The organism is Enterococcus phoeniculicola ATCC BAA-412 (assembly GCF_000407505.1).
GTDB lineage: Bacteria > Bacillota > Bacilli > Lactobacillales > Enterococcaceae > Enterococcus_K > Enterococcus_K phoeniculicola.
In genome coordinates, this window is the sequence record NZ_ASWE01000002.1 from 617,049 (window position 1) to 638,646 (window position 21,598).

Consider the following 21,598-nt stretch of genomic DNA (forward strand, 5'->3'; position numbering starts at 1 on the left):
TGAGAATGAGGTAACTAGCTCTGATTTCATGAATGAGGATGATTTTATGAAAATCACTTCATAAATCGCAACTTAGGTATACTTTAAAAATAGTATGGTCACTCGCTGTCGGTTGCATAGAGTGCAGTTGATAAATAGCGTTCTCCATTATCTGGAACGATTGCCAAGACTTTTTTACCTTTTCCTAATTTTTTAGCTACTTCAAGTGCAGCGTAGATAGCAGCACCAGATGAAATACCGACTAAAATTCCTTCTTGGATGGCTACTTGTCGAGCAGTTTGCATAGCATTCTCACTAGAAACTCCAAGTACTTCATCGTAAACGTCAGTATCCAACACTTTAGGAATAAAACCTGCACCAATTCCTTGGATTTTATGCGGGCCAGGTTGTCCGCCTTCTAAAACAGGAGATTCTGTTGGTTCCACAGCATAGACTTTAATCCCAGGATAAACACGTTTTAGCTCTTTACCAGCCCCTGTAATTGTTCCACCTGTTCCAATACCTGAGACAAAAGCATCCAGTCCTTGTGTCCCAAAAACTTCTTGAATTTCTTTTCCTGTTGTTTTTTCATGAATGTCTGGATTTGCCGGGTTATCAAATTGTAAAGGCATAAAATAGCCATCTTGTTCAGCTAATTCGCTTGCTTTGGCAATTGCCCCCTTCATTCCGTCAGCACCAGGTGTCAGCACTAACTCTGCACCATAGGCCAGCATTAGTTTTCTACGCTCGATACTCATTGTATCTGGCATAACGATAACTACCTTGTATCCCTTTGCAGCACCAACCATAGCCAAACCAATTCCTGTATTTCCAGAAGTTGGTTCAACAATTGTATCACCTAAATGGAGTTTTCCATCTTTTTCTGCTTTTTCAATCATGCTTAGGGCGATACGATCTTTCACACTGCTTCCTGGATTAAAAAACTCTAATTTTACATAGACCTCTGCTGAGTCATCGGGTACCAACCGATTTAATTGAACAACAGGTGTCTTTCCAATTAATTCTGTTACTGAATGATAAATTTGTGTCATATTTTCTCCTCCTTGATATTGAAAAAAATATACAACTCTCTATTACAATGATACCTCAGTAAAACGAAATTGGCGAATATTAATTCTTTTTGTTTAGAATAAAAGATTCATTTTCACTAGAATAGCCTCTACTTATAAAAATTTACATTAATTGAATCATTATAAGAAATAGAGGAATATTAGGTAGCCAATAATAAGAGAGAATAATAAAATAATTAGTGGAAGAGGACTCTTTTTTGATTTGCTTTTTTCGTAGGTATCTTGAGTGGTCCCACCAAAGGTCATTCCCCAAAAATCAACTAATCCGAACATAATAATCACTCCTTTTTTTGAAAACGTTATCTTTATGTTAGAATACGCTTATTTTTTATTTAAGTCAAAGAAGTAAGTAAAAATAAAAAAATTCTTAAGCTGTTTTCGCTCAAGAATTTTTAGTATTCATTTATTTGTTAGACCATTAATTGCTGACCAATCATAATCGTATAGTCTGATAATCCGTTATTTGCACTGATTGCATCAACTGTTGTCCCAAAAGTTTCGGCAATCGCCCAAAGTGTATCACCTGACTGCACCGTGTAGCTTTGGGCAGCTGATTGATTCGTTTCTGTTTGATTGCTAGTTACTTGCGTAATTTGTCCCCCACTAGATTGACTATCAAAACGTGTCAAATTATAAGTAGAGATTAACCAATTTAATTTTTCCGCATACCCTGGATCGGTTGCATAGCGTCCAGTTAAAAAGGCTGTTGCATCCATATAACTAGAGGTTTGACTTTGCCAAGCTCCCGCATAATGATAAGATCCAGTTGTAAAACTAGTAGAACGTAAAACATTGGCATGATCTTGAAGAGATTCATAGTAAGAATTGTATTGTCTAAATGGTTCATTCATTGTTACCCATTGTCCATTGAGATATTCTTGTGTAGCCATATAAACGACTTGTCCATCATAACTTCCTTTTACACCAAATAAATTATAATATGGGGCACTAGATAAGCCAGAAGTTCCATACCCGCTTTCCAATAACGCTTGAGCAATCATAACAGATGCATACAGGTCATTATTAGCAGCCACTTCTGAGGCAGTCCAACCAATCTGGTCAATGAATGATTCGATAGAACTAATAGACTGTGCTTGATAAGTATCTGCAGCTGCCTGTTCAGTAAAAAAAGGCGCAGAAAATGACGTAATCATCAATCCTGTTCCAATGAAAGGAACCATTGTTTTTTTAGTTATAAAATTTGTTTTCACCCTGTTTTTTTGATGTCGAGCGCTACGAGTTTTTTGCTTTTCCATAGTTACTCCTCCTTCTATAAAAAACGAATTCTTCGTAATAATAACAAAAAAATAATTAAATTACTGGTTTATTATAAGTCCAAAGAAAGAGGAGTACAAATTTTTTGAAGGATAAATCTGAATTGTAAGAGCTTTGTAATGTAATCAATATATAATTGAAAAAAAAGTATTCAAAATATTTTTTTAAAAAATAACGATAGTTCCTCTGTTTTTTAGAAATCAATGAGTAAACCCAGTAAATATCCACCCGCATAGCGGTTGGCTTTTTAATAGCCCTAGAAGGGCTCACTACTTGCTGCTCCCTTCAAGGGAGCTTTTTTAAGAGACCGCCAACCGCTATCTCTCTATTTTTTTCTAGTCTTTATTTGCTAAATGGGTCGTTGTACTCTCTTTTACTTATACTATCTCTTACTCGATCTTCCGCTTCTTGTTCTCGTATATATTTTGCAATTGTTTTTTGATTTAATCCTACAGTACTCACGTAATATCCTTTGGCCCAAAACGATCGATTCCCATAGTTATATTTCAGATTCCCATGACGCTCATGGATAATTACAGCACTTCTCCCTTTTAAATAGCCCATAAAACCTGATACACTCAGTTTAGGCGGGATTCTTACTAACATATGAATATGATCTGGCATCGCATGGGCTTCGATAATCTTTACCTCTTTCATTTCACACAGTTTTCTCAATATTTTCCCAATATCTTGTCTTAACTTTCCATAAATGACTTTTCGTCTGTATTTTGGCGTAAACACAATATGATACTTACAATTCCATCGAGTATGTGCTAAACTTTTATCGTCATTTGACATAAAAAAACTCCTTTCGATTTGATAACGGTTGGTAGCCTTTATCTAGTATATCGAAAGGAGTTTTATCGCTAAAGCTACTTCTTCCACGCGCAGTACGCGTGGTTTTTTTGTTTCAATCACTTTAGCGATTGAAACCGACTAAAGTCATTAATAGAAATTAGTGGGTAAGATATTCCATCGAATATCCTACCCACTAATCTTAGTATGTTTGTATAATTATAATGTATTGAATGTATTCACTACATTTTCTACAGTAAATCCAAATTCAGAAAGAATCTTATCTCCCGGTGCAGAAGCGCCAAAGTGATTGATACCAATCATTTTCCCTTCTGTTCCTGTGTAGCGTTCCCAACCAAATGGTGAGGCAACTTCAATTCCTACACGTTTTGTGACTGTTTTTGGTAGCACAGATTCTTTGTACGCTTCGTCTTGTGCTTCAAACAAATCAAAACTTGGTAGTGATACCACGGAAACATCTTTTCCTTGTGCTGCTAATTCTTTTTGTGCGGCAACAGCTAAAGCAACTTCTGATCCTGTCGCAATCAGGATTCCTTCAGGTATTTCCCCTTTTTGTGGGGACAACACATAACCGCCTTTGGCTACATGGCTGTCTGCCAATTCGTCTGTGCCTTCTAAAACAGGAAGGTTTTGACGGCTTAAGACCAAAATAGTTGGTGTATCAGTTGATTCCATCGCAATCTTCCAAGCGGCGCGTGTTTCATTGCCATCTGCTGGACGAAGGACATGAACCCCTGGCATACAACGAACGCTCGCTAATTGTTCAATCGGTTCATGTGTTGGACCATCTTCTCCTACTGCTACAGAATCATGAGTTAATACGTAGGTTACAGGAACATTTTGAATAGCTGCTAAACGAATCGCTGGACGTAAGTAGTCGGTGAAGACAAAGAATGTTCCACCGTAGACTTTGGTTCCACCGTGTAATTGAATCCCATTCATTGCGGCGGCCATCGCAAACTCACGCACACCAAACCAAATATTTCGTCCTTCATATTGACCAGGCTCGAAATCTTTTTCTGCGGCAACCATTGTATTATTTGACCCAGATAAATCAGCGGAACCTCCCCAGAAGCTTGGGACCGCTTTTGAAATAGCTTGGATCATGTCTTTACTTGACACTCGGCTTGCTTGACTAGAACCCACTTCATAATGAGGCAATTCTTTTGCCCAATCTTCAGGAAGCTTGCCTGAGAATGCTGCTTCAAATTGTGCCGCTAATTCTGGATATGCATGCTTGTAGTTTTCAAATTGTTCATTCCATGCAGTTTCTGCTTGAATTCCTTTGTCTTGCATGGTTTCTTTAAAACGAGCGGCTACCTCTTCAGGTACTGTGAAGTCAGGATATTCCCATCCATAAACGGCTTTAGCGACAGAAATTCCTTCGTCACCTAATGGTGCGCCATGAACCGCAGAGGTTCCTTCTTTTGGTGCGCCGTAACCGATGACCGTTTTGACTTCAATTAAGGTAGGTTTATCCGTTTGTGCTTTGGCTTCTTCAATTGCGTTTGAGATAGCTTCCAAATCATTGCCGTCTTTGACAAGAATATGTTGCCAACCGTAAGCTTCGAATCGTTGACCAACATTTTCAGTAAAGGCTTTAGAAGTAGGACCATCTAATGAGATATCGTTAGAATCGTACAACACAACCAATTTGCCTAATTTCATATGTCCAGCCATAGAAGCCGCCTCTTGAGAGACCCCTTCCATCAAATCACCGTCTCCACAAAGCGCGTACGTATAGTGATCCATTACATTAAAATGTTCACGGTTGTAAGTTGCTGCTAAGTGGGCTTCTGCCATCGCCATTCCTACAGCCATGGTAATTCCTTGACCTAATGGGCCTGTAGTTGCTTCCACACCATCTGTGTGATGAACTTCTGGATGTCCAGGTGTGCGACTTTCCCATTGACGGAAATTTTTTAAATCATCCATCGTCACATCATAGCCTGCAAGATGCAGCAAGCTGTAAAGCATTGCTGACCCGTGTCCTGCAGAAAGAACAAAGCGGTCGCGGTCCACCCAGTTAGTTGAAGTTGTTGGGTTTACTTTTAAGTGCTTGGTCCAAAGTGCATACGCCATGGGAGCTGCGCCCATTGGTAATCCTGGATGACCTGAATTGGCTTTTTGAATGGCTTCAATACTTAAAGTACGAATTGTATTAACGCCTAGTTGATCTGTGTTGTCGAACAAAAGAATCCCTCCTGAATTTAGGTTTTTTTTACTTTTATCTCCTTTATTGTAAAAGAAAATAGAAGGAAATGCAATCTTTTTTGGTATTTTTTACTTTAATTAGAACGGTTATGAATCCCTTTTTCTTTTTGAATCTGTTTCAATTTTTCTGGTGTTACATCCGTGCCGTCTGGATCAACGACTTTCATTCCTTCAATATGATGCTTCATTCCTGAACGAAAGGCGGTTAGATATTCTTCTCTTAGAAGCAATTGTTCTTTTTGCTCGGTCTCTGTCAAACCAGACTCTTTTTTCTTTTTCGCTAATTCATTAATGCGAGCAAGTTTTTCTTTTGATAACATAGTTAAGCCTCCTTTTTGTCCCTCTTTATCTTATTAAATATTCAAGAAAAATACAACTGTAAAAAACACAATAAAGCGAACGTTTGTTTGATTTCATCTGTTTTGTATGGTAAACTAAAATCATAAAATGAAAGAAGGTGTGAATCGTGGCCAAGCGAACAGAAACAAGACAAGTTGACATCTTAAAATATATATATGAACAGGTCAATGAAAAAGGGTATCCACCTACAGTCAGAGAGATTGGTGAAGCCGTAGATTTATCCTCTACGTCAACTGTCCATGGACATCTTGCACGATTAGAGAAAAAAGGGCTTTTACAACGAGATCCTACAAAACCAAGAGCAATTGAATTAACGCCGTTAGGACTTGAAAAAATTGATGTCCAGCCAACAACAATTCCTGTTTTAGGAACAGTTACAGCTGGCGAACCAATTCTTGCTGTGGAAGAAGCCTCTGATTTCTTTCCTATTCCGCCTAATCTTGCTTCTGAGGAAGGAACATTATTTATGCTGACTATTCGTGGTGAAAGTATGATTAATGCTGGGATTTTAGATGGAGACAACGTAATTGTAAGAAAACAAGCTACCGCTAATAACGGAGATATTGTTATCGCCATGACGGATGAAGATGAAGCAACTTGTAAAAGGTTTTATAAAGAAAAAAGCCACATTCGCCTTCAACCGGAAAATGATGAATTGGAGCCAATCATTTTAGAAAATGTTTCAATCCTAGGATTAGTAGTGGGACTTTACCGCAGTCACATCTATTAATAAAATAGGTACACACTGAAAATCGGGAGTCTTCTCGATTTTCAGTTTTTTTGTTTTTTTCTAACTTACTGTCAAAAACTTTTCTCTTCACTAAAAACGTTTATAGTGTAGAGAAGCCCTCTCTGCTAGATAGAAACAAGAATTGTTCTCAAAAATTCTCTGATTTCTCTAATATTACAAGTTTTTAGCGAATCGCAAACATACAAAGTATCAAATAGTGTTTGATGGAAATTAATAATTTCATGTGATTAACAAATGCCTTGAGTAGACATTTTCAAAAATAATTACTTGATAAGGATATTTTTCTTTACAAAGCGAACAAACATTCGTATAATAAAGATACAAACGTTTGTTCGTATAAAAAAGTAGAGGTGAATATCATGAGAGCAATGCGTCGTTTTGGCTTTATATTGGTAGTATTAGTGGTAGGTATTTTGTTAGGTAACATAGGCATACGGTCAGCACTTTTGATTCTTACACCCTTAGCTATATTATGGTTCCTATTGTGGGATGAGAAAAAGTATCGTCAAGTAAAACGAGAAAAGTTTTATTATGAAGAACCACCTTATGATGATGGATTCGATGAAGAAAGATATGAATTTGATTATGACTATCAATATGACTATAGACATTAATCTTTTTTATGATTTACCCCATAAAGAAAAATTGAGATAAGAATTAAAAAATATTCGGATAGATGGAAAAATACCCATTGCGTACATTCTGGTTATGTAATGGTTCCATAAAGAATCCCCTCTAAGCTTTTCTTAGAGGGGATTTTTGTGTTTTAATATTCCATTAAAGTAATAATGTCATGACCTTCGATTTTGTCGCGACCATGTAAATCCATAAGTTCAATTAAAAAGGCACAGCCGACAACGACACCACCTAATTTTTCAATTAAATCAATGGTTGCTTTTATGGTACCGCCAGTAGCAAGCAAATCATCACAAATTAAGACACGTTGACCAGGGAGAATGGCATCTTTGTGTAAGGTCAATGTATCTGTGCCGTATTCTAAATCATACGTCACTTCAATTGTTTCACGAGGAAGTTTTCCTTTTTTACGTACAGGAGCAAAGCCAACGCCTAACTCGTAAGCAACAGGACAACCAACGATAAATCCTCGTGCTTCAGGTCCTACAACCATATCAATTTGTTTTTCTTTTGCATAGTCAACGATTTGTTTTGTTGCTTCGCGGTAAGCATCACCATTAGCCATTAGTGGTGAGATATCTCGAAAGATAATTCCCTCTGAGGGATAATTAGGTATGCTTGCAATATAATCTTTTAAGTTCATTTGGTACTCCTCCTACGATTGTAGCCAATTTTTAATTGTGGGAATATCACTTAATAGTAAAAATTCCTCTGATTTAATTTGTTTCAACCGCTTCTGATAGAGAAGACTCTCTGTCAACGGGTGATTTTCAGGATGTTCTACTTTATTTAAAACACCGTTTTCTATTGTAACAAATCCTAGCTCAAAAAACACTTGAATCATAAAAATTAATAGAGTTTGAGGGATTTTTAAAAATTGAGCAATAGAAGCTAGTTTATAACGAACATCTACTTGTTTGTGTTGGTGTATAAATTTGAATAGTCGTGCATATTGTTCTCGACTACCCACACCGTTTAAATAGGCTTCTTCAGGTGTTGCAAATAATAAATAAATTCGTGAAAATTCTCCAAGAGCTGAAATTTCTTTAATTAGTTGCTGTGATTCTGGACAATCAACAAAGACTAGCTCCTCTGGCATTTGTTGGGTAATAATCGCCTGTATCTGTTCGGTTGATTCAAATACAATGGTCTTGTCTGCGACTTCTTCTTGAAGCACCTTTTTATTTTTTTCAACAAAGACGATATATAGTGCCTGATTGGACAACAACGAATGCTGCCAGAACCGTTTTGCTCGCCAGTCAAAAAGCTGTAGCCCTTCAATTGCAAAGTCTTGAACCATTAACTGCGGCTTTTTACGTCCATTCCATTCATTAATAGACAGCTCACCAATCACTTTTAGACCTTCATTTTTTATTTCTTGGGCTTGTTCTCCTAATCCAAAAGCTATGGCATCAAGACTAGCAGAACCATTCTCTAAAGAAAATTTTAGATGCTGTTGTTCTGAACCAATGCGTTTTATTTGAGTAGCAGAAATATTTTGGAATAAAAATTTTGGTAGTGGATTATCCGTACCAAAAGGCGCTAAAACACGTAATTGCTGGATAAAATCGATTGAGACATCTTCAACTAGAAGGGCCTCATCGATAGTTAGTGGTACCCCTTTTGTTAAATCAATTTGATTTTCAGATACGTAATGATTCATTTTCTCTTGAAGAAGTGCAAGATTTTCTTTAGGCATGGTTAGCCCCACCGCTGCGTGATGTCCGCCAAAGTGAGTGAATAACTCCTTCATAGAAGAAAGCATTTGATATAGGTTTAGTGCTTCAATACTTCTTCCAGAACCCTTAGCTGTCCCATCTTCTTTTATACTTAAAACAATCGTCGGTTTTCCAGTCTCATTCATAATTCTACCTGCGACTATGCCAAGTACCCCCTCATGCCAGTTCTCGTGGGCAATTAGGTGAATTTGATTTTCAGACTGGATCATAGTCATTGCTTCAGAGGTGATCTTTTCGACAATAGATTTTCGCTCATCATTTTTCTGATTTAACAATTTTGCAAGCTTGTCAGCAACTTCATCATCAAAGGTTGAAAATAATTCCACCGCTGGATTGGGATCATCGAGGCGTCCAATGGCATTTAAACGTGGTCCTACTGAAAATCCAATCGTTGTTTCAGTCATCTCTTCTGGATTCACCGAACTTTCTTTAAACAAGGCTTCTAGTCCGAGACGCTCCTTATGTTTCATTGCTTCTAATCCAAAAGTAACAAGCACACGATTTTCTCCAGTTAATGAAACTAAATCAGCAATAGTTCCTATCGCTACAAGGTCTAGAAATTCTGCGGGCGGTTCTTCAAGTAATGCCGTAGCGACTTTATACGCCACTCCCACTCCCGCTAAATCACCAAAAGGATAGCTTCCTTTTGGATGACGTGGATGAACGATTGCAAAGGCTTCGGGCAGCTCAGCAGGCAACTCATGATGGTCAGTAACAATTACATCCACTCCTTGACTTTTGGCATAGGCCAGCGCCTCGTGTCCAGCAACGCCATTGTCTACTGTTATAATCAGTTGAATTCCCTCAGAAATTTTTTCTTGATACAATTCTTTATTCGGACCATATCCTTGTATAAAACGATTGGGAAGAAAGTACTCTACTTCAGCTCCAAGTAATTCAAGCGTTTCTTTCATGATAGTTGTACTGGTAATCCCATCTGCATCATAGTCTCCGTAGATAAGGATTCTTTCACCACTAATGACAGCTTGTTGAATTCGAGAAACTGCTCGATCCATGTCATACATAAGAAAAGGATCATGAAGCATATCCATTGATGGAGATAAAAAAGTATCTAGTTGTTCGCTCGTTTGGATAGAACGTTGCCAAAGAAGCTTTCCTATCAATGGAGATAAGCCTCTTTTCTCAATTTCTTGGAGAAAGTTTTCATTCATTTGGGTATTCTCGGGTAATTGCCAGTGATAATTTGACTGTTTCACATACTCACTCCTAACCTAGTAATTATAGCAAAGCCTTGTCCGAAAAAAAAGAAAGAAAATTAACTCTTTCTTAGTATTAGTGAATAAGGAGTATTTATCTGCGGCTGGGCAATAAAAAAGAAGGTGAGACATAACTCATTAAGTTATACCCTACCCTCGTAAAATCTTAATAAACAGCGGGAAGAGAAGGAACTCATCTCCACTGCATTTTGCTCTCAACAACTTCTACGCATGGAACATGCTAGAGTTGAAGGCTTCAAAATAAGCTGAAACTACATCTATTTCTAAAGGAAATAGATGTAGAGATGTACCTACTTGGTGCTGCAAACCCACGAAGTTTCACTTCCAATGATGCTCAGTACTTGTTCTCGTCGCTGAACACTTTGTCCCAACCTCTAGTTTGTTATTTTTCTAACTAAAAGATTAGTCAAAATAATCCAGTTTATTTTCTTCTTTTGTATATTTTTCACCACTTAGACTAGCAATTAATAGCTCTTGCTCTTTTATTTGTGTTTCATAAGCAGCTTCCAGTTTTGCTGTCTTGTTGGTATATTCTCTTTGAAGTTTTTCTTTTTCTTCTGTTAATTTTTTATCCATTTCTTCTTTATAGATGGCTAACTCTTTTTCCTGCTGCTGAATGATTTTTTTTTGCTGCCACATGGTAGTTGCAGAGGTTAACAGGACAATTAACGCACCAATAATGGCAGAACTAATAAGTATAAGAATAAGTGGTGCATTAAGTGTGGTAAAGCCAAAACTAATAGGTACGTCTGTATTATTTAACACAGCAAAAACTACGATGATTAATACTAGAAGAAAACCAACAAATACACGCCATTGATTTTTCATTTCACTCTCTCCCTTTTACTTTTTGTTAAAGATTCCTCCCGCTAAATAATCGCCCACATGCGGAAACAGCGTGTAAAAACGGGCAGCAATTTCCAACGCTACAGGCTGATTAATTTCACGCTTTGGTTTTTCTACAGAACGAATGATGGCTTTAGCTAATTTTTGAGGTTCTAAAACAATAAACCCTAGTTTATCGAGATAATCCCCACTAGGATCAGCTTTATCAAAAAATTCTGTCCGGATAGGTCCAGGATTGACCGTGGTCACAGAAACATTGAAAGGCCGCATTTCCAACCGTAACGCATTAGAGAAACCAAGGACAGCAAATTTTGTTGCAGAATAAATGGTTGATTTGGCTGTTGCCATTTTTCCTGCCATGGAAGCGATATTAATGATATGACCTTGTTTATTTTCCGCCATCTGAACGGCTACTTGTTGTGTAAGAGTCATCATACCTAAAACATTTACCTCAAACATATTACGAGCTTTCTCTAAATCGAAGGTAAGAAAATCTTCAAAAATACCAAAGCCTGCATTATTTACTAAGACATCAATGGTTCCAACTTCCGCTTGAACTTTTTCTAAAACAGACAAAACACTTTCGGGACTACTAACATCTAGTTGAAAAGCAAATGCCTCTTTTCCACTTAGAACCATACACTGTTCTTTTACTTTTCCTAACAGCTGGATTCGTCTCGCACACGTGATAACGATGGCTCCTTTTTTGGCAGCTTCATAACAAATCTGCTCTCCTAAACCAGCAGATCCTCCAGTGACCATAACTACTTTATTTTCTAAATTCATTTTTAACCCTCCTAATCCATAAATGGAATATCAATGATATCAAAATCTTTCGCCATTTTTGTGTTTGGAAAAATCTCTTTTGCTTCCTCTTCTAAAGCCTGTGCTTCTTTTCCTAAGTACCTCGCACTTATATGAGTGATGAGTAGCTGATGAACATGCGCTTGAAGGGCTGTTTCTGCTGCTTGATGTGTAGTAGAATGAAAATAATTTTTTGCCATCTGTGCTTCTCGTTTATTAAACGTACTTTCATGAACTAAAATTTGGCTGTTCTTCGCTAATTCTACAGCAGCTTCTGTTTTTCTTGTGTCTCCCAAGATAGTGACAATTCGTCCCTTTTTAGCCGTCCCCTGGAAATCTTTCCCGTCAATGACGCGCCCATCCTCTAGTGTGACAATTTCACCTCTCTTTAATTTACCATAAATAGGTCCTGCAGGGATTTCTAATGCTCGTAATTTCTCCACTTGAAGCTCTCCATCATGATCATGTTCAACAACACGGTAGCCAAAGCTTTCAATCCCATGATCCAGTCGCTTACAGATAACGGAGAATTGTTGATCACTAAACAGAGTTCCCTCCTCTTCAATTTCAATAAATTTTAATGGATAACCTACTCTGGTTTGAGAAATTGATAAAGAGGTTCGTATATATTTTTCAATTCCTTTTGGACCATAAATTTCTAAAGGAGTTCCGCCTCCTTGAAATGTCCGACTACTTAACAAACCAGGTAACCCAAATATATGGTCTCCATGGAGGTGTGTAATAAATATTTTTTCTATTTTCCTTGGACGAATGGTGGTTCGCAAGATCTGCATTTGTGTTCCTTCGCCACAATCAAATAACCACACAGCATTTCTCTCATCTAAAAGCTTTAAGGCAATGCTTGTAACATTGCGATGCTTCGCAGGAACGCCTGCTCCTGTACCTAAAAATTGTAATTCCATAATTAGACCCGACTTTCTTTTGACTTCCTTCTAATTTTAGGTGAAAATGCCCACTTTAGCAATTGAAAGTCTGATTTATTTTTCAGGAAGCTGTATTTCAAATGCAACCCCTTTTGGAAGATAATCCTGTACGACAATTTTTCCTTTGTGGGCACTGATAATCCATTGAGCAATCGAAAGCCCTATTCCATAGCCTCCTGTTTTTCGATTTCTCGATTCATCTTCTCGATAAAAGCGTTCAAAAATACGTTTTTTCTCTTTATCTGGGATTCCTTTTCCTGTATCGGCTACAATCAACTGCCATTCTTTGACACCTTCTTTTGCCGTTACGACAATTTGTTCTCCTGCTTGTGTATATTTTAGCGCATTATCTAATAAAATAATCAATAGCTGATGAATTTTTTCAGGATCAAAGAGTACGCGCTGTCGACCAATTATGTCTAAGGTAAATCTTTTCCCTTCTGCTTCTGCAAGCTCTTTATAAGGCGTAACAATTTTTTCAACAAACTCGTCAAAATAAATCGCTTCTTTTTTTAGAACTAACTCATTGCTATCTGAGCGGGCTAAAAGAAGTAAATCAGTTGTTAATTGACTTAATCGCTGTACTTCGGTTAAAGATAAGGCAATACTTTCTGATTCTTCTAAGATTGTTTGATTGGGTTTGGTAAATAAATTCTCTAATTTTGCCTGAATAATAGTTAAGGGAGTTCGTAGCTCATGGGAAGCATTTTCAACAAACTGTTGTTGTTTTTTCCACGAGGCAACAATTGGTTCAGTAAATTTTTTGGATAAGAAATAACTTAACAGAACAGAAAGAATAAAAAAGAGAATCATGCAAAAAATAAGGATTTGTTTGAATTGTTCCATCGTAGAAACAATCGGGTCGATATTTACCATGAGCTGAATGGTGTAGCCATCCGTAGCATAATTAGGGCTTTTTACTGTAATTGTTCGAAATTGCAATGTTCGATTATTCTGATCTAATAATTGAAGAAAAGAGATTTTACCAAAACTTCCCGTATCAGGCACTAAATTTTTAAAGTCATTTAATCTCGAGCCAAACTGTCCTTCATTAACGATATGTCCATTTTTATCCCAGATAATGATTTGTTGTTGAAAATTATTAGGCTTTGGACCATCCATATTTCTTGGGGTTAGTTCCTTTTTATCATCAGGTAGCTGGGCGTGGAGAATTTGTTCATTCAAAAAATTGGTATTTTTTGCTAATCGGGTTAAATCACTATCAGTGGATTCATACATGGAAGACTTGGCTAGCTGAAAAACGATAAATCCTAAGAGTAAAAAGAGTGCGCTAAATACAACTAAGGTAACTAGAAAATATTTTTTTTGTTGTTTCTTTAATTGTGTCTCAATCATACGTCATCCTCTGGTATTTGAAAAATGTACCCTACGTTTCGAATCGTTTTTAGCCAGCCGTCAATCCCGTATGGCTTTAAGTGTTTGCGTAAATTACTCATATAAACTTCTACAACAGATAAGGTAGTGTCTGATTGAAATCCCCAAATCCGGTCAAATAACTGATCTTTTGTAATGATTCTTTTACTATTTTGCATAAAATAAGCTAGTAAGTCGAATTCTTTTCCTTGAAGCTGAATTTCTTTGTTCTCATAGTGTACAAGATGTCCATCTAAATCTAGGACTAATTTTTCTTGAACCAGTTCATTTCGATTATGCAGACCAAGTGCGCGACGAATTAATGCCTGACTTCTAAGGAGCAACTCTTCTCGGTGGAAAGGCTTTGTCAAATAATCATCGGCTCCATTTCGAAAACCATTCATCTTATCTTCAAAGCTATCTTTTGCTGTTAAAATTAAGACAGGGCAATAAATCTTTTTTTCTCTAAGCGTAGTAAGCACTTGCTCTCCACTAATTTCTGGAAGCATCAAATCAAGGACAATTAGGTCATAAATCCCTCTTTCACCCTCGTAAATTGCTTCTTCTCCATCATAAACGGGTGTTATTTCACCCATTTCTGTAAGTATATCCTTTATACTATCAGAAAGAACCTGATCGTCTTCAACTAATAAAATTTTCATAAACTCTCCTTACTTTTTTTCGTAAAAAAGCTGCGATAAAATTCTTACGAATGTATCACAGCTCATCATTTATTTATTTTGTATCGGGCGCATCACTGTCAGGAGCTGTTTGTTTATCACTGTGTTTATCATCCCAGTTTTTTTGTGCAGCAGCCTTTGTTTCTGACTCTACATGTTGAGCATTTTTTATCTCATCTTCTACTTCATCGTAGTCTAAGCGAGTGATTTGTCCGCCTAGTTCGTTCATGACTAACTGATTTAATGGACGATTGTCTTCTTCATCTGCAATTAAAATGACCGCTGTCATCCCTTCACCTATTTGATTAACTACTGATTCAAACACGGATTGAGCATCTTTAATTTCTTTTGCATCTCGAGTAGCGCCAATCATGCCTCCTGCAAACCAACCAAGTAAGATAGCTAATGGACTTACTAAGACACCGAGTAACATGCCAATCATTCCGCCAGTTGAAGCATTGTTGTTTCCTGTGAAGTCAATAAAATCATCGATGGTAAACTTATGATTTCCGTCATTTGTATGTGTGACTACCGCCATCTGATCTCCTTTTATTTCTCGTGAAACATGTAATTTTTTAATTTCAGAAAACGCTTGGTAAGATTGACTTTCAATATCAAATGTTAATAGAATTACTCGTTTACTCATATCAATCACTCCTGTTCTTAATACTTATAGTTTACAGGTTCTCAAACAATTGGTAAAGCCTCACCACTCGCTAAAAATGTATTTACTATGTCATTTAATTTTTAAAAACCACCAGGACCACCCATTTGATTTTCACTAACTGCATTTCCATCTTGATCAATAGAAGTAATCGTATCAACTAACGTATAGGTACCAATAAGAGTTCCTTCAGTATAAGTGCCTCCTAATGACAGATTATTAGAGGCTGTTCCACTATTTTTGCCAGAGGTTGAAATAGTGACCGTACTTCCGTCTTTCATTTCTGGTGTGCTAATCACGATGTTTTTAAATTCTTTTGAGGGACTATAGCTTAGCACTTGCTTGTCATCAACGACAAGATTAACAAGGGTATTTGCTTGCTGCGTTTGATTAAAATAAAGAGAAAGACTAGGTTGAGTAGAAGTGTCACTCGTTGCTTGCACCATTCCGTCACTTCCTGCAGCAATCAAAATTCCCCCTTCTTGGACAAACTCTCCATTATAATCCAAAGCACCGTTTCCGCCATTTGTTGGACCGTCTACTAATAACGTACCACTGGTCATTTTGATATGTCCATTGCTGTCTATGCCATCTCCTTGTGCGTGAACCACAGTGAACCCGCCTGTAATTGTAATTAACTTACTTTCATCCGCTTGATCTCCACCTCCGGGACCTCCGCCAAATGAATCAGCACCAAATTGCCCCTCGCCTTCTGAGCTGTCACTTCCTCCTCCTGCATTGATTCCATCATCACTTGCAGTAATTAAATGCTCTCCGCCTGCAATCGTAATTGTAGAAGCTTCTAAGCCTTCGTATGAAGTTGAGACAGTAATCTTTCCGTCAGTAATAGATAAATCGTTATCTGCATGGATTCCGTCATCACCAGAGGCTAAGTCATACGTACCATTTGATAGGGTGATTGTATTATTTGAGTGGATACTGTCATCAGCACTATCGATTTTGTAAGTCCCGTCATCAATTATTAGCGCATTTCCTGCTTTTAATCCCTTATAACTAGTTTCGCTATCGGGATTACTCATTGCAGCACCCTCTCCAGTCTTGATAGAAAGAGCTGCCGTAGCAATTTTCAAATCAGTTTCAGCTTGAATGCCATCGTTACCTGCTTGTATAGAGAATGTACCGTCATCAATACCAATCCAGCCTTTTTCAGTGTCTTCTGTATTATTGACTTGAATCCCATCGCCAGAAGCGGCTGACAAATCAAACGTTCCTCCGGCAATTGACAGGGAATCCTTTGCTTTCAATGCATTGTTTACAGCATCTATAGTAATTGTTCCTGACACGATGACCAAATCATCTTTTGTGCGAATCCCATTGTTGTAGTTTCCTTTTACTGTTAACTCGCCAGTCCCGTTAATCGTTAAATCATCTTTACTAAAGAAGGTTGCATCAGGTTCATCTTCCTCAGAAGATAAATTATAGTCTGCCCCGTCTTCCAACGAATTTTTTGTGTCAGAAGCCAAGGTGGTAATCACTTTATCGGCTTGTTTCACATAAATCGCTGACGAGGTCGGATTTTTGATAGATACGCCATTTAAAACAAGATGAACGGTTTCTTCTCCTGCATCAATGACAACCTGTCCCTCAAATGAACCGGATAAAAGATATGTTCCTCCGCTTGAAATTGTTACAAGTCCTTCAGAAGTAGTTACCCCTTCGCCTTTGACTGTTGCTTCACTTTTAGAAAAAGAAATCGCTGCTGCATTCGATTCATCGTAGGAGGCATCGAAGTCTTCATTCTTATAGTTGCCATATTTCGTTTCTGTTGTTTGTTCAGAACTATTTGATGTTTGATAAGTTGAAGTATTTGTTGCATCAGTCGTTGCTTGATTCGAGGACTGACCTGTTGTCTCTGTGCTACAGCCTGCCAATAAAACCAGCATTCCTGTATAAAAAAGTGTTTTTTTTGTTATTTTTCGCATAAAAGATCCTCCTAAAGCTCCTCTTTATTTGTTGAAACTTTACCGGAAATCACCGTCAGATTTCCATTACGTATACGAATTTCATCAATTAATTGTTTTTCCAGCTGTCTATCCTTTAGTTTAATGTGGTAACGCAATTCATATAATGACCCCATGTTTGTTGTACGAACAGATTCTGTTACTACTTGATACGTATATTTCTCAAACAAATCATCAAATAACCCAGGATAATCTAAGTCTTCTGGAATGGTCACTTTCAGCTCTCTTTCAGCGAGCTTATTATTTTCGCCAAATTTTGTTGTATTAAGCACTACTATAAATGCCCCTGTAATCACTGAAAACAAGAATACATAGCCTATATAGCCCATTCCGGTTGCCAAACCAATTCCCATAGACCAAAAGATACTGGTGATTTCTCTTGATCCACCTGCAACAGAACGAAATCGAATCAGACTAAATGCACCTAAAACCGCAACACCTGTACCAAGATTTCCATTAACCAGCATGATGACTAATTGAACAAGAACGGGAAGTACAGCTAATGTAACGACAAAATTTTTGGTATAGATATTCCGATACATATGGACATAAGCCACTACTAAACCTAAAAATAAAGAGACAAATGCGCAGATAGCTACATCAATTATTCCTGCAGTAATTGTACTGCTTGATTCTTCTACTAATAAACTAGATAACATGTGATAATTCCTCCTTGAATAAATACCGTTCATAAACTTGCGCATATTTTGAAAATGAACATTTGTAAATAGAAAGCTCAGATAAAATTTCACTGAACCATAATGGATAAGCGCCCAATGCTTTTACCTCCATCAAAACACCGATTTCAGAGGCAACAGGTTCACCAAAATCGCCCTCCAGTAAATTCAATTTATCCGTTCGATAACGAATATTAAAATCAAACGTAATACGAAAATCAGAGAGTTTCACATCTTTTGCAGCAAGTGCACGTCTGTCGTAGGCAATTAATACTTTTGGGGACAGATGTTTTCTTGCGTAGAGCCAATCAATCTCATGCTTAATCTGCTGATCGCGTAAGGAATCGGGCGATAAACTATTAGGATTTTCAATGTAGTCAAGTGCCTGTGTATATTTAAGAGACAATCTTCTTTTATAAACAATTCCCTTCACTTTTTTCTTCAGCTCCAAAAAAACTTGCTGTTGATTGGTTGGCACACCATAACTTCTTAAACGGAATTTTTCTTTGTATACAGGTTTTTGAATTGAATGACGAATCAAGGCATAATCTTCTGTATCAAAATACACGGATAAGATTGTATGAAGACCATATTCATCTTCTGTCATATAAGGAGCTAGATAGTGTCGCAGCAATTTATAGGTCTCCATAGATAACGTATATTTGTTTTCTTTTCGTTGAAACACATTCTTTAATTTCATTGTGTATTCCTCCTTGGTAAGAGTTGTAATCTGTTATTCATATTAGAAGCCTTACCATAAATGAACCTTAAATTATGGTATTTTTTCGAAAAATTCCTACAAAGATTAAAATTTCTTTAAGTAAGTAGAAAAAAGAATGAACAGTATATATAACAAAACAGAGCGTTAAAGTAAAAAATGACGACAAAAAAACGAGGGTAAGATATAACTATCTAAGTTATATCTTACCCTCGTAAAAGCTCAATAAAGGTTGGGAACAGAAGCCATTTCTTCGCCAATAATCTGAATACTTCTGCCACAATCTCGTTTTCAATTCAAAATACTTTGTTATTAATCGACGAATTCAAATTCAAATTCACCAATTCGCACTAAATCGCCATCTTTGGCACCTCTTGCACGCAGCGCTTCATCAACACCAAGTCCACGTAGCTGTCTAGCAAATCTCATGACCGTTTCATCATGCGCAAAGTTTGTCATTTCAAACAGTTTTTCAATTTTCTCACCTGTCAATACCCAAGTAGCATCTGGATCTCGATCAATGGTAAAGGCTGGCTCATCAGAAGTGAATCCATAATGAACAGTTTCATCTTCAATTTCTTCATCATAGAGTAAGAATTCAGGAGTGACTTCTAATAAATCAGCCGTTGCATTTAATAAAGGCTCAATTCCTTTTCTTGTTACACCTGAAATCGGAAAAATCAGCAAATCATCAGCAAATTCATCTTCTTTATCTGCTGCCAGCTTTTCTTTAAAAATCTTCAAGTTTTCTTCTGCATCTGGCATATCCATTTTATTTGCAACAATAATTTGCGGACGTTCCATTAATCGTAAATTATGGGTCGCTAATTCATGGTTAATTGCTAGATAATCCTCATAAGGGTCTCGCCCTTCCATACCACTCATATCAATTACATGCAAAATGACACGTGTGCGCTCGATGTGACGCAAGAATTGAGTACCTAACCCTACTCCTTGAGAAGCGCCTTCGATTAAACCAGGTAAGTCAGCTGCTGCAAAACTACGGCCGTCACTTGTCGCAACCATTCCTAAATTAGGAACTAATGTAGTGAAATGGTACGCGCCTATTTTAGGACGAGCAGAAGAAATGACTGACAGAAGCGTTGATTTTCCTACAGAAGGAAATCCGACTAATCCAACGTCAGCTAAAACTTTAAGTTCTAGTTCTATTTTTCGTTCTTGACCTGGTTCTCCATTTTCAGCAATTTCAGGAGCTGGATTTCTTGGGGAGGCAAATCGTGTATTTCCACGTCCGCCACGTCCGCCCTTAGCGACAACAAGTGTTTGGCCGTTTTCGATTAAATCTCCTAATAACGCGCCTGTATCTGCATCACGAACAGTTGTACCAGGTGGGACCTTCACATAAGTATCTTCAGATCCACGACCATGCATTCCCTTACTCATCCCGTTTTCACCAGGCTGTGCACGGAAATGACGATTGAATCGGAAATCCATTAGGGTACGTAACCCTTCATCTACTACTAAAATGACTGCTCCGCCATGACCACCATCGCCACCAGCAGGTCCGCCATCGGGAACATATTTTTCTCTCCGGAAGGCGACCATTCCGTCTCCGCCTTTACCGGCTTTGACATCAATTGTTACTTGATCTAAAAACATGGACATCTTTTCGTCCTCCTATTTTGTTACTTGACTACATGAATCTCCACAATAAACAAAAGCCTCTCTTATTTTAGCCGTGAAATTGACATTTGTCCATGTTTTCTACTCATTTAATTATTAGAAGATGTACTTGCAGCAATCATAGTGGTTGTTGCAATCATTGCGGCCATCTCTTGTTGAATGAGTAGAAAGTTAGTATTTAAGGATAATAAGTCTATTTCTTCTTTTTGATATTCTTGTAGCTCTGAGCCGATATATAGACTCACAGCTAGTGATGTACGTAGATTCTTATAAAATCCCAGTTGACAGGTTTGTGTAATTTCTTCATATAAATGAACAATTTTTGAAAAATCAATCCCTTTTTATGTTGATAGATAAGTAAGAAATACAATACTTGCATATGTCTCACGTCGAAATGGAAGTCTGTGTAAGCTGAACTGTTGAATCATCTGCATCATTTCTTCAATAATTGATGGATGATAGCCTTGAAAAAGTAAAACGGCATTTCCGGCAGCAAATTGTAGCTCATCACCCTTTGAGAAACCAATCTTATTCATTGAAACATAATACTTTTCCATGATATCAGTAATATCGGTCACCGGAAATTTTTGCAATAAGCTGTTTTGGGCAAGAGAAATAGTAATGGGCGCATCTTCCTCTCCAGTTAAAAACGGATGAGTTTGTTTGATTGCCTGATAGATTTCTTTTCCCTTGGCAATGATTGCAAGCTTATCGTTTGTCTTAGAAAATTGAAGAAGATAGGCAGCGAAATAGGTATAAGGTGAACGACGAAACCCTCCATTGATTAGCTGATCATAATCTTCTAATAGCTGACTAATCGCCTGCTCTGATGTTCGATTATGAGTCATGAGAAGACAAATAATGGATTCTCTGACAGGACTGCTAAATTGATTAAATAAAGCTAATTGATCTTTTATTCGTTGTCTTGTTTGTTGATAAACGGTTCCTGAAAAAGGGTGTTGACTCCCTACAAAGCTTCGTGCAAGAACATAACGAAGCTGTTTATCTAACCACTGCTCTTTTTTTAACTGCTCATAATTTTCTTGGAGTTCTATTACTGCTTGTAACGTCATCTATACCCCTTCTTTCGTTTTTTATGGTTTCTGTAAAAAGATGTATTTTCTTTGTGGTATTCCTCCATAAGATGAATCTTTTGACAAAAAAAA

General features: G+C 37.3%; 22 protein-coding genes. 2 read left to right on the plus strand and 20 right to left on the minus strand.

The genetic code is table 11. The features are described from left to right. Positions 1–98: 98 nt before the first annotated feature. The 6 genes from cysK to I589_RS09640 all read right to left on the minus strand — a co-directional run bounded on the left by cysK (position 99) and on the right by I589_RS09640 (position 5,695). Positions 99–1,031, minus strand: a complete 933-nt coding sequence (cysK, locus tag I589_RS09620) for a cysteine synthase A (protein WP_010767636.1) — start codon at positions 1,029–1,031, stop codon at positions 99–101. 159 nt (positions 1,032–1,190) lie between these two features. Then, positions 1,191–1,343, minus strand: a complete 153-nt coding sequence (locus tag I589_RS18365) for a hypothetical protein (RefSeq protein WP_010767635.1) — start codon at positions 1,341–1,343, stop codon at positions 1,191–1,193. 137 nt (positions 1,344–1,480) lie between these two features. Beyond that, complete coding sequence (locus tag I589_RS09625; protein ID WP_010767634.1) at positions 1,481–2,326, minus strand: glucosaminidase domain-containing protein; 846 nt, start codon at positions 2,324–2,326, stop codon at positions 1,481–1,483. A 361-nt stretch (positions 2,327–2,687) separates the two neighbouring features. After that, entirely contained in the window at positions 2,688–3,143 is a 456-nt protein-coding gene (tnpA, locus tag I589_RS09630; protein WP_010767633.1) for an IS200/IS605 family transposase, read from the minus strand. Between the two features lie 216 nt (positions 3,144–3,359). Then, entirely contained in the window at positions 3,360–5,354 is a 1,995-nt protein-coding gene (gene tkt, locus I589_RS09635) for a transketolase (RefSeq protein WP_010767632.1), read from the minus strand. Positions 5,355–5,449: 95 nt separating this feature from the next. Then, positions 5,450–5,695: a DUF896 family protein gene (locus I589_RS09640; RefSeq protein WP_010767631.1), complete on the minus strand. Its 246-nt coding sequence runs from the start codon at positions 5,693–5,695 to the stop codon at positions 5,450–5,452. A gap of 146 nt (positions 5,696–5,841) precedes the next feature. Between I589_RS09640 and lexA the strand changes: the two genes are divergently transcribed. Together lexA and I589_RS09650 are read left to right on the plus strand one after the other, a co-directional pair. Continuing rightward, positions 5,842–6,465 carry a transcriptional repressor LexA gene (gene lexA / locus I589_RS09645; protein WP_010767630.1) on the plus strand — a complete coding sequence of 208 codons (624 nt, stop codon included), beginning with the start codon at positions 5,842–5,844 and terminating at the stop codon, positions 6,463–6,465. A 380-nt stretch (positions 6,466–6,845) separates the two neighbouring features. Further along, positions 6,846–7,100: a hypothetical protein gene (locus tag I589_RS09650; RefSeq protein ID WP_010767629.1), complete on the plus strand. Its 255-nt coding sequence runs from the start codon at positions 6,846–6,848 to the stop codon at positions 7,098–7,100. 152 nt (positions 7,101–7,252) lie between these two features. Here I589_RS09650 and I589_RS09655 read toward each other — a convergent pair whose 3' ends face one another. The 14 genes from I589_RS09655 to I589_RS09715 form a co-directional block, all read right to left on the minus strand. Then, on the minus strand, positions 7,253–7,765 hold the full coding sequence (locus I589_RS09655) for an adenine phosphoribosyltransferase (protein ID WP_010767628.1): 513 nt from the start codon (positions 7,763–7,765) through the stop codon (positions 7,253–7,255). 12 nt (positions 7,766–7,777) lie between these two features. Further along, the gene (gene recJ, locus I589_RS09660; protein WP_010767627.1) at positions 7,778–10,078 is read right to left on the minus strand and encodes a single-stranded-DNA-specific exonuclease RecJ; all 2,301 of its coding nucleotides are present in this window, start codon (positions 10,076–10,078) and stop codon (positions 7,778–7,780) included. 423 nt (positions 10,079–10,501) lie between these two features. Then, positions 10,502–10,927: a lipopolysaccharide assembly protein LapA domain-containing protein gene (locus tag I589_RS09665; protein WP_010767626.1), complete on the minus strand. Its 426-nt coding sequence runs from the start codon at positions 10,925–10,927 to the stop codon at positions 10,502–10,504. A gap of 15 nt (positions 10,928–10,942) precedes the next feature. Next, a complete protein-coding gene (locus tag I589_RS09670) occupies positions 10,943–11,731 on the minus strand; it encodes an SDR family NAD(P)-dependent oxidoreductase (protein ID WP_010767625.1) in 789 nt (262 codons plus the stop codon). Positions 11,732–11,742: 11 nt separating this feature from the next. Then, positions 11,743–12,672, minus strand: a complete 930-nt coding sequence (rnz, locus tag I589_RS09675; protein ID WP_010767624.1) for a ribonuclease Z — start codon at positions 12,670–12,672, stop codon at positions 11,743–11,745. A 75-nt stretch (positions 12,673–12,747) separates the two neighbouring features. Then, positions 12,748–14,049, minus strand: a complete 1,302-nt coding sequence (locus I589_RS09680) for a sensor histidine kinase (RefSeq protein WP_010767623.1) — start codon at positions 14,047–14,049, stop codon at positions 12,748–12,750. Further along, positions 14,046–14,729: a response regulator transcription factor gene (locus I589_RS09685; protein ID WP_010767622.1), complete on the minus strand. Its 684-nt coding sequence runs from the start codon at positions 14,727–14,729 to the stop codon at positions 14,046–14,048. Before I589_RS09685 ends, I589_RS09680 begins: the two co-directional genes overlap by 4 nt. Positions 14,730–14,802: 73 nt before the next feature. Further along, positions 14,803–15,393, minus strand: a complete 591-nt coding sequence (locus I589_RS09690; protein ID WP_010767621.1) for a DUF1269 domain-containing protein — start codon at positions 15,391–15,393, stop codon at positions 14,803–14,805. A gap of 101 nt (positions 15,394–15,494) precedes the next feature. After that, a complete protein-coding gene (locus tag I589_RS09695) occupies positions 15,495–17,354 on the minus strand; it encodes a carbohydrate-binding domain-containing protein (protein WP_010767620.1) in 1,860 nt (619 codons plus the stop codon). Between the two features lie 11 nt (positions 17,355–17,365). Then, entirely contained in the window at positions 17,366–18,052 is a 687-nt protein-coding gene (locus I589_RS09700) for a DUF4956 domain-containing protein (RefSeq protein WP_010767619.1), read from the minus strand. Then, on the minus strand, positions 18,042–18,770 hold the full coding sequence (locus I589_RS09705) for a polyphosphate polymerase domain-containing protein (RefSeq protein WP_010767618.1): 729 nt from the start codon (positions 18,768–18,770) through the stop codon (positions 18,042–18,044). Before I589_RS09705 ends, I589_RS09700 begins: the two co-directional genes overlap by 11 nt. A gap of 330 nt (positions 18,771–19,100) precedes the next feature. After that, positions 19,101–20,414 (minus strand): GTPase ObgE, encoded by a 1,314-nt coding sequence (gene obgE, locus I589_RS09710; protein WP_010767617.1) that lies wholly within the window; start codon positions 20,412–20,414, stop codon positions 19,101–19,103. A gap of 107 nt (positions 20,415–20,521) precedes the next feature. Continuing rightward, positions 20,522–20,677: a hypothetical protein gene (locus I589_RS18370; protein WP_155854201.1), complete on the minus strand. Its 156-nt coding sequence runs from the start codon at positions 20,675–20,677 to the stop codon at positions 20,522–20,524. Between the two features lie 96 nt (positions 20,678–20,773). Next, positions 20,774–21,505, minus strand: coding sequence for a DUF4003 family protein (locus I589_RS09715; protein ID WP_010767616.1), 732 nt, complete (start codon positions 21,503–21,505; stop codon positions 20,774–20,776). Positions 21,506–21,598: the final 93 nt, after the last annotated feature.